4 protein-coding genes and 1 pseudogene are annotated in these 6,811 nt (G+C 77.5%); 1 reads left to right on the top strand and 4 read right to left on the bottom strand.

All coding sequences use genetic code 11. The features are described from left to right. Positions 1-591, top strand: a pseudogene (locus tag ABZ914_RS43630) (hypothetical protein); the annotation flags it as partial. Here the strand turns inward: ABZ914_RS43630 and ABZ914_RS43635 are convergent. From ABZ914_RS43635 to ABZ914_RS43650, 4 genes are all read right to left on the bottom strand, one after another. After that, positions 592-1,734, bottom strand: coding sequence for a VWA domain-containing protein (locus ABZ914_RS43635; RefSeq protein WP_500200630.1), 1,143 nt, complete (start codon positions 1,732-1,734; stop codon positions 592-594). Positions 1,735-1,856: 122 nt separating this feature from the next. After that, positions 1,857-4,157, bottom strand: coding sequence for a DUF5682 family protein (locus ABZ914_RS43640; protein WP_500200628.1), 2,301 nt, complete (start codon positions 4,155-4,157; stop codon positions 1,857-1,859). After that, positions 4,154-5,263, bottom strand: coding sequence for an ATP-binding protein (locus ABZ914_RS43645; RefSeq protein ID WP_347256957.1), 1,110 nt, complete (start codon positions 5,261-5,263; stop codon positions 4,154-4,156). Before ABZ914_RS43645 ends, ABZ914_RS43640 begins: the two co-directional genes overlap by 4 nt. Beyond that, on the bottom strand, positions 5,260-6,747 hold the full coding sequence (locus ABZ914_RS43650) for a DUF5691 domain-containing protein (protein ID WP_500200629.1): 1,488 nt from the start codon (positions 6,745-6,747) through the stop codon (positions 5,260-5,262). Before ABZ914_RS43650 ends, ABZ914_RS43645 begins: the two co-directional genes overlap by 4 nt. Positions 6,748-6,811 lie beyond the last annotated feature (64 nt).

The raw sequence follows: 6,811 nt of genomic DNA on the forward strand, positions 1-6,811 counted from the left end.
AGCGCCGCCGGGACGCAGGGCGCAGGCGCGGAGACCGCGTCCGCGGCCTACCGGCCGTCGCCCGAGAACTTCGGCCCCTCCGGGTACTCGCAGCCCATCGAGTACCGGCAGCCACTCCAGCCTCAGGGGCCACCCGACGCTCACGAGCCGTCCGGCCATCCGGGCCCGTTCGGTGACAGCGGGCGCCCGGGGCCGCAGGCGGCGCCCGCGCGGACGTACCGGCGGCTGCGCCGCGGACCGGGGGTCGTCACCGGTCTGGTGCTCGCGACGCTGCTCGCCGCGCTGGACGTCGTCGCGCTCGCGATCCTGATCGCCCGGCCGTCGCTGAGCGCCGGCCACCGGGGCGGGCTCCTTCCGCTGGTCGCGTCGTCGTTCACGCTGGTCGCGATCGTCACGCTGGTCGCGGTGATCGTCGCGTGGCGGGGCAGCCGGGCGGCGGCGTGGACGGTCGTGGCCGCGCGTGTCGCCCGCGTCGCGATGTGGGCGGCGTGGGGCGGGCTGGTCCATGTGGAGCCCGCCGCGCTCGCCGGGCACGCCGCCCTCACCGCCCTGGTGGTGCTCCTGCTCGCGCAGGGCCTCTGGGCCTCCTGATCAGCGCCGCTCCGCCCACTCCCCGAGGTCGCGGCGCTCGATCGCGGCGGCCATCAGGTCCGGGAAGGCGTCCGGGGTGCAGGCGAACGCCGGGACGCCGAGCGCCGCGAGGGCCGCGGCGTTGTCGTGGTCGTAGGCCGGCGCGCCGTCGTCGGACAGCGCCAGCAGCACGACGACCTGCACGCCCGCCGCCGTCAGCGCCGCGACCCGCTGCAGCATCTCGTCCCGGACGCCGCCCTCGTACAGGTCGCTGACCAGCACCAGGATCGTCTCGTTCGGCCGGGTCACGAGGCCCTGGCAGTACGCGACCGCGCGGTTGATGTCCGTGCCGCCGCCGAGCCGGGTCCCGAACAGGACCTCGACCGGGTCGTGCAGCTGGTCGGTCAGGTCGACGACGGCGGTGTCGAACACCACCAGCGACGTCCGCAGCGACCGCATCGAGGCCAGCACGGCGCCGAACACGCTCGCGTACACCACCGACGCCGCCATCGAGCCGCTCTGGTCGATCGCGAGGACCACGTCCCGCTGCACCGCCTGCCGGCGCCGCCCGTACCCGATCATCCGCTCCGGCACGAGCGTGCCGTGCTCGGGCAGGTAGTGCCGCAGGTTCGCGCGGATCGTCCGGTCCCAGTCGACGTCCGCGAGCCGCTTCGGCCTCAGCACCCGCGCGGACCGGTCGAGGGCGCCGCCGACCGCCGAGCGGGTCCGCTGCGCGAGCCGCCGCTCCAGCTCGTCGACGACCTTGCGGACGACGGCCCGCGCCGACTCCCGCGCCCGGTCCGGCATGACCTTGTTCAGCGACAGCAGCGTCCCGACCAGGTGCACGTCCGGTTCGACGGCCTCCAGCATCTCCGGCTCCAGCAGCAGCCGGGTGAGGTCGAGCCGCTCGATCGCGTCCTTCTGCATCACCTGGACGACCGTGGACGGGAAGTAGGCGCGGATGTCGCCGAGCCAGCGGGCGACCGACGGGGCGGAGTCGCCGAGCCCGGCGCCGCGGCGGCCCGGCCGGGGCCGGCCTCCGCCGGCGTCGCCGGCCCCGTAGAGCTTCTCCAGCGCCGCGTCCATCCGGGCGTCGTCGCCGGTCAGGGACACCCCGGTGCCGTCGGCGCGCTCGCCGCCGAGCACCAGCCGCCAGCGCCGCATCCGTTCCGGCCCGCCGTCCGCGGTGCCCTCGTTCGCGGTGCCGCCGTACGTGGTGTCCTCGTTCGGGGTGTCCTCGTTCGGGGTGTCCTCGTTGGTGGTGCCGTCGTTGGTGGTGTCGTCGTTCACGGGGCCTCCCAGCCGAGGACGCGCAGCGCCGTCGCGACGGCGGGTGCCGCGCGCTTCCCGTCGAGGTCGTCGCCGGGCGGGCGGGACGGCCCGGCGGGCGCGGCCCCGGCCCGGCGGACCCGCTCGCCGATCGCGCGCCGCTCGGCGGCGGCGTACGCGCCGAACGTGCGGCGCAGCAGCGGCAGGACGTCGGTGAACGCGTCGGCGGGCAGCCCGGCGATCCAGCCGTCGACCAGCCGGAGCAGCTCCTCGTCGTGCACCAGGACGAGCCCGCCGCCGGACAGGAACCCCTCCACCCAGGCGGCGGCGCGGGCGGGCGCGGCGCCCACCGACACGGCGCGCGCCATCCGGGCGGGGACGTCGTCCAGCCGGCCCGCGTCCAGCAGCAGCCGGGTGATCCGGCCTTCGAGCAGGCCGTGGAGGGTCTCGGGCCGGGCGATCAGGGCCGTCAGGGCCGCGCGCCAGCGTTCGAGGTGGTCCTCATCGGCGAGCAGGGCGAGGGCGCCGTGGACGGAGTCGATGTGCCCGAGGAAGTCGCGGGCCGCGTCGTCGTCGAGGCCCGACACGGCGGGCGGAAGGCCGACGCACACCCGGACGACCAGGCCGTCCACGACGGTGCGCAGCGGGCCCGTCGCGGTGCCGCGCACGTCGCCGTACCGGAGCGCGCGCACGAGCGCGGGCAGCGCCGCCATCAGGTGCGCGACGTCGGTGTCGAGCGCGGCCCGGTCGGCGAGGGCGCGCATCACCGTCGGCAGCGCGTCGCCGAGGTCGGCGAGCAGGCAGCGCTCCGCGACGGACGTCAGCTCCGGCAGCGTCCCGGCCTCGGCGGCCATCGCCTCCGCGCGGGCCGCGGTCGCGTCCCGCACGGTCGTGCCCCACGCGCTCGCCTCGATCAGCTCGACGTCGAACTCGGGCCGCCACATCAGCGTCCACGTCTCCCGGAACGTGCCCTTCGACCGGCTCTCGGCGGGCACGCCCCAGTCGACGTCGAGCAGCCGGAGCCGGTGCAGCAGCCGGCTGCGCTCCAGGTCGGTGGGCTTGCGGAGGTCGAGGTCCTGCTCCTTGTCGAGCGCGGACGGCTTGAGCCGCAGCCGCCGCTGCTCGGCCTGCAGGTCGCGCTGGAGCGGCACCATCGGGGTCCGGTCCGGGACGGCGCCGAGCCGCTCCCCGACGACCATCCGCTCGCGGATCAGCTCGACGGGCGCCTCCGCGCCCTCGCACAGCACCGCGCGGGTCGCCTCGGTGACCTCGTCCAGCCCGGCCAGCGGGCGGCCGCGCAGCGCGGCGAGCGCCTCCGCCAGCCGGACCGCCTCGATCACGTGGGCGGACGAGACGTGCAGGTCCTCCTCGCGCAGCAGCCGCGCGGCGGCGGCGAGCCACCGCTCGACCGGCCGGTCCGGCGCCGCGAACAGGTGGTGGTACCAGCCGGGGGAGCGGACGCCCGCGCCGTACCCGGAGCGGCCCGCCAGCCGCCCGTGCGTCCACGGCACCCACGTCATCGCGACCTTCGTCTTCGGCAGCCCGCGCAGCGTCCGGTCGTCGTGCGTCGCGGGGACCTTCGCGCGCAGCGCCGGGACGTGCCAGGCGCCGCAGACCACCGCGACCCGCTCGAACCCCTCCTTGAGGGCGCGGCGCACGGTCCGGCGCATGTGGGCCTCGCGCTGCTCCTCGCGGCGGTCGGCCCGGGACGGCTCCACCCGCTCGCGCAGCTCGGCCATGGCCTCGGCGATCGCCGGGAACGGCGAGGGGCCCTCGTGGCGGTGCTCGACAACGTCGTCCCACCAGCGTTCGGTGTCGTCGTAGCCCGCCGCCTTGGCCAGCGTCCCGAGCGGATCCAGCCGGACGTCCTCCGGCGGCGCGGCGTCCGCCGCCCCGCCCTCGGGCTCCTCGCCGCCGGGTCCGGCGCCGGAGGGGTCGGCGGGGTCGGCGCCGTCCGGTTCGGGCGGGACGAGCTGCTGCGCGGCGGGCAGGTCGCAGAACCGGACGGCCGCGCCCGCCGCCAGCCCGTACCGGATCGCCTGCCATTCCGGGCTGAACTCCGCGAACGGCCAGAACGCGGCCTTCCGGTCGCCCTTCCCCGCCGCGCCGCCGGGCGGGCCGGCGGGGGAGTAGGCCAGCAGCGCGACCGGCGGGACCATGCCGGGGTCGCCGGCCAGCTCGACGATCGCGTCGGCCTCCGGCGGACCCTCGATCAGGATCGCGTCCGGACCGAACTCCTCCAGCGCGCCGCGCAGCGCGCGCGCCGAACCGGGACCGTGGTGGCGGATCCCGAAGACCTCGACCCGTCCGGCCGTCAAGACACCTCCCGGCAGGCGCGGTAGAAGTCCCGCCACTCCGGGCGGTCCCGCACGACCGCCTCCAGGTACTCCTGCCACACCACCCGGTCCGACACCGGGTCCTGGACGACGGCGCCGACGAGGCCGCCCGCCACGTCCGCGGCCCGCAGCACCCCGTCGCCGAAGTGCGCGGCGAGCGCCAGCCCGCTGGTGATCACCGAGATGGCCTCGGCGGTGCTGAGCGTCCCGCTCGGCGACTTCAGCTTCGTGCGGCCGTCGGACGTCAGCCCCGAGCGCAGCTCCCGGAACACGGTGACGACCCGGCGGATCTCCTCCAGGCCCGCCGGTGCCTGCGGCAGCTCCAGCGACGCGCCGATCCGGTCGACGCGGCGGGCCACGATGTCCACCTCGTCCTCGACGGTGTCGGGCAGCGGCAGCACCACCGTGTTGAACCGCCGCCGCAGCGCGCTGGACAGCTCGTTCACGCCCCGGTCGCGGTCGTTCGCGGTCGCGATGACGGTGAAGCCCTTGCGCGCCTGCACCTCGGTGCTCAGCTCCGGGACCGGCAGCGTCTTCTCCGACAGCACCGTGATCAGGGCGTCCTGGACGTCGGACGGCATCCGGGTCAGCTCCTCGATCCGCGCCACCGACCCGCGCCGCATCGCCCGCATCAGCGGGCTCTCCACCAGCGCCTTCTCCGACGGGCCCTCCGCGAGCAGCCGGGCGTAGTTCCAGCCGTAGCGGATCGCCTCCTCCGCCGTCCCGGCCGTCCCCTGCACCAGCAGCGTCGAGTCGCCGCTGATCGCCGCCGCGAGGTGCTCCGACACCCACGTCTTCGCGGTGCCGGGCACGCCGAGCAGCAGCAGCGCCCGGTCGGTCGCCAGCGTCGCCACCGCGACCTCCATCAGCCGCCGCCGCCCGACGTACTTCGGCGAGACGATCGTGCCGTCGGGCAGCTCCCCGCCCAGCAGGTACGTCGTGACGGCCCACGGCGACAGCCGCCAGCCGGGCGGCCGGGGCCGGTCGTCGTGCTCGGCCAGCCGGGCCAGCTCGCCGGCGTACTCCTGCTCGGCGTGCGGGCGCAGCACTCCGGCGGGCACGGGATCTCCGGTCACGGGTTCGGTCACGGGGCGAGCTCCTTCAGCATCTCGGCACGGAAGCGCAGGGTGGTGATCAGGGCCGGGACGGCGCGCGGCAGGGCCCGTCCCGGCTCCTCGGGCGGGCGCCGGGCGAGCAGCTCCTCCAGCCGGGACGCGGCGGACGGGTCGAGGCGCTGCTCGGCGAGCCGGCACAGCTGGGTCAGAGCGTGCTCGTCGCGGCGGGTGGAGGCGGGCCGCCCTGCGGACGCGGCGAGCGTGCCGACCACGGCGGCCGCGAGGTCGCCGGTCCACGGTCCGGGCACCCGCTCGAGGATGGGCGGCAGCTCGGACCGGCCCTCGACCCAGCGGATCAGCCCCGCCGCCGCGGCGTCCCGCTCGCCGGCGGGCAGGACCGCCAGCAGGTCGGCGAGCGCGCCGGGCTCGTCCACCATGACGCCGCCCTTCAGCAGCGCGCGCGCCCACGCGGCGTCCTGCTGCTTCAGCGCGGCCCGCGCCCACCCGATGTGGACGTCGCGGGCGTCGCCGTCGTGCTCGTCCCGGCCGGACCGCCCCTCGGCCGTCCCGGCCGCCGCCACCGGCAGGCACACGATCTCCATCGGCGGCAGCCCGAACAGGTCCGTCCAGGTGCCGAGCGGCGTGCGGGCGAGGATCTCGCGCAGCCAGGCCGCCCGCGTCCCCACCGGGCGGCCCCCGCCGCCGGGCGCGAACGACCCGCCGGGGTGGAACGGGACCCCGTCGCGCGCCAGGTCCTCGTCGTGCGCGGTCGGCGGCGCGACCATGATCCACGTCTGCTCGCGGCCCCGCACGGTGCGGACCCGCGGGACCAGGCAGGCGCGGGCGCGCGCGGCCATCCGCCGCCCGTACGCCGAGCCGGGCAGCCGGGCGAGCAGGTCGGCGGCGAGCTGCCGGACGTCCTTGCCGCGGTCCTCCAGCGCCGACTCCAGGAACTCCTCGTCGTCGGGCGACAGCCCGGCCCGGAACGTGCCGAGGAAGGCGGCGCGGTCGGGCGCGGGCTCCTTCGCCCACGTCTCCCGCAGCGCCTCGCGCGCGGCGGCGGGATCGGTACGGCGCAGCGCGGTCAGGTACGCGGCCCGCTGGTTGCGGGTGCCGGTCTCCCACACCTCGGCGCCGCCGCCCGGATCGCCGCCCGCCCCGACCAGGTACGCCCAGTCGGTGTTCCGCAGCGCCAGCCACACGCCGCGCCGCCCGGCCGCGCGGCTGATCGACGGCCGCAGCATCCGGTCGCCGCGGCCGCGTTCGTGCAGGTCGGGCAGCAGGCGCGCCGGTACCCGCAGCCCGCGCTCCGCCGCCGCGTCCAGCCATTCGGGCAGCACCTGGACGTACTCGCCGCGCAGGATCCGGCCGAGGCCGGGGGGGGCCCCCGCCGGGGCCCCCCCGCGCGCCCCCGGGGGCGCGCGGGGGGGGGCCAGCGCGGCCCGCGCGGCCGGGGGGCGCCCCCCCCCCCGGGGCCCCGCCCTCCCCCCCCGCCAGCTCCCGGGGGCGCCCCACATCGTGTCCCGCCCCCCCCACACCCACCCCCCGCCCCAACACCGAGCCGGCGACCGCGATCCGCGT

Origin of the sequence: Spirillospora sp. NPDC046719 (assembly GCF_040645715.1) — a bacterium.
GTDB lineage: Bacteria > Actinomycetota > Actinomycetes > Streptosporangiales > Streptosporangiaceae > Spirillospora.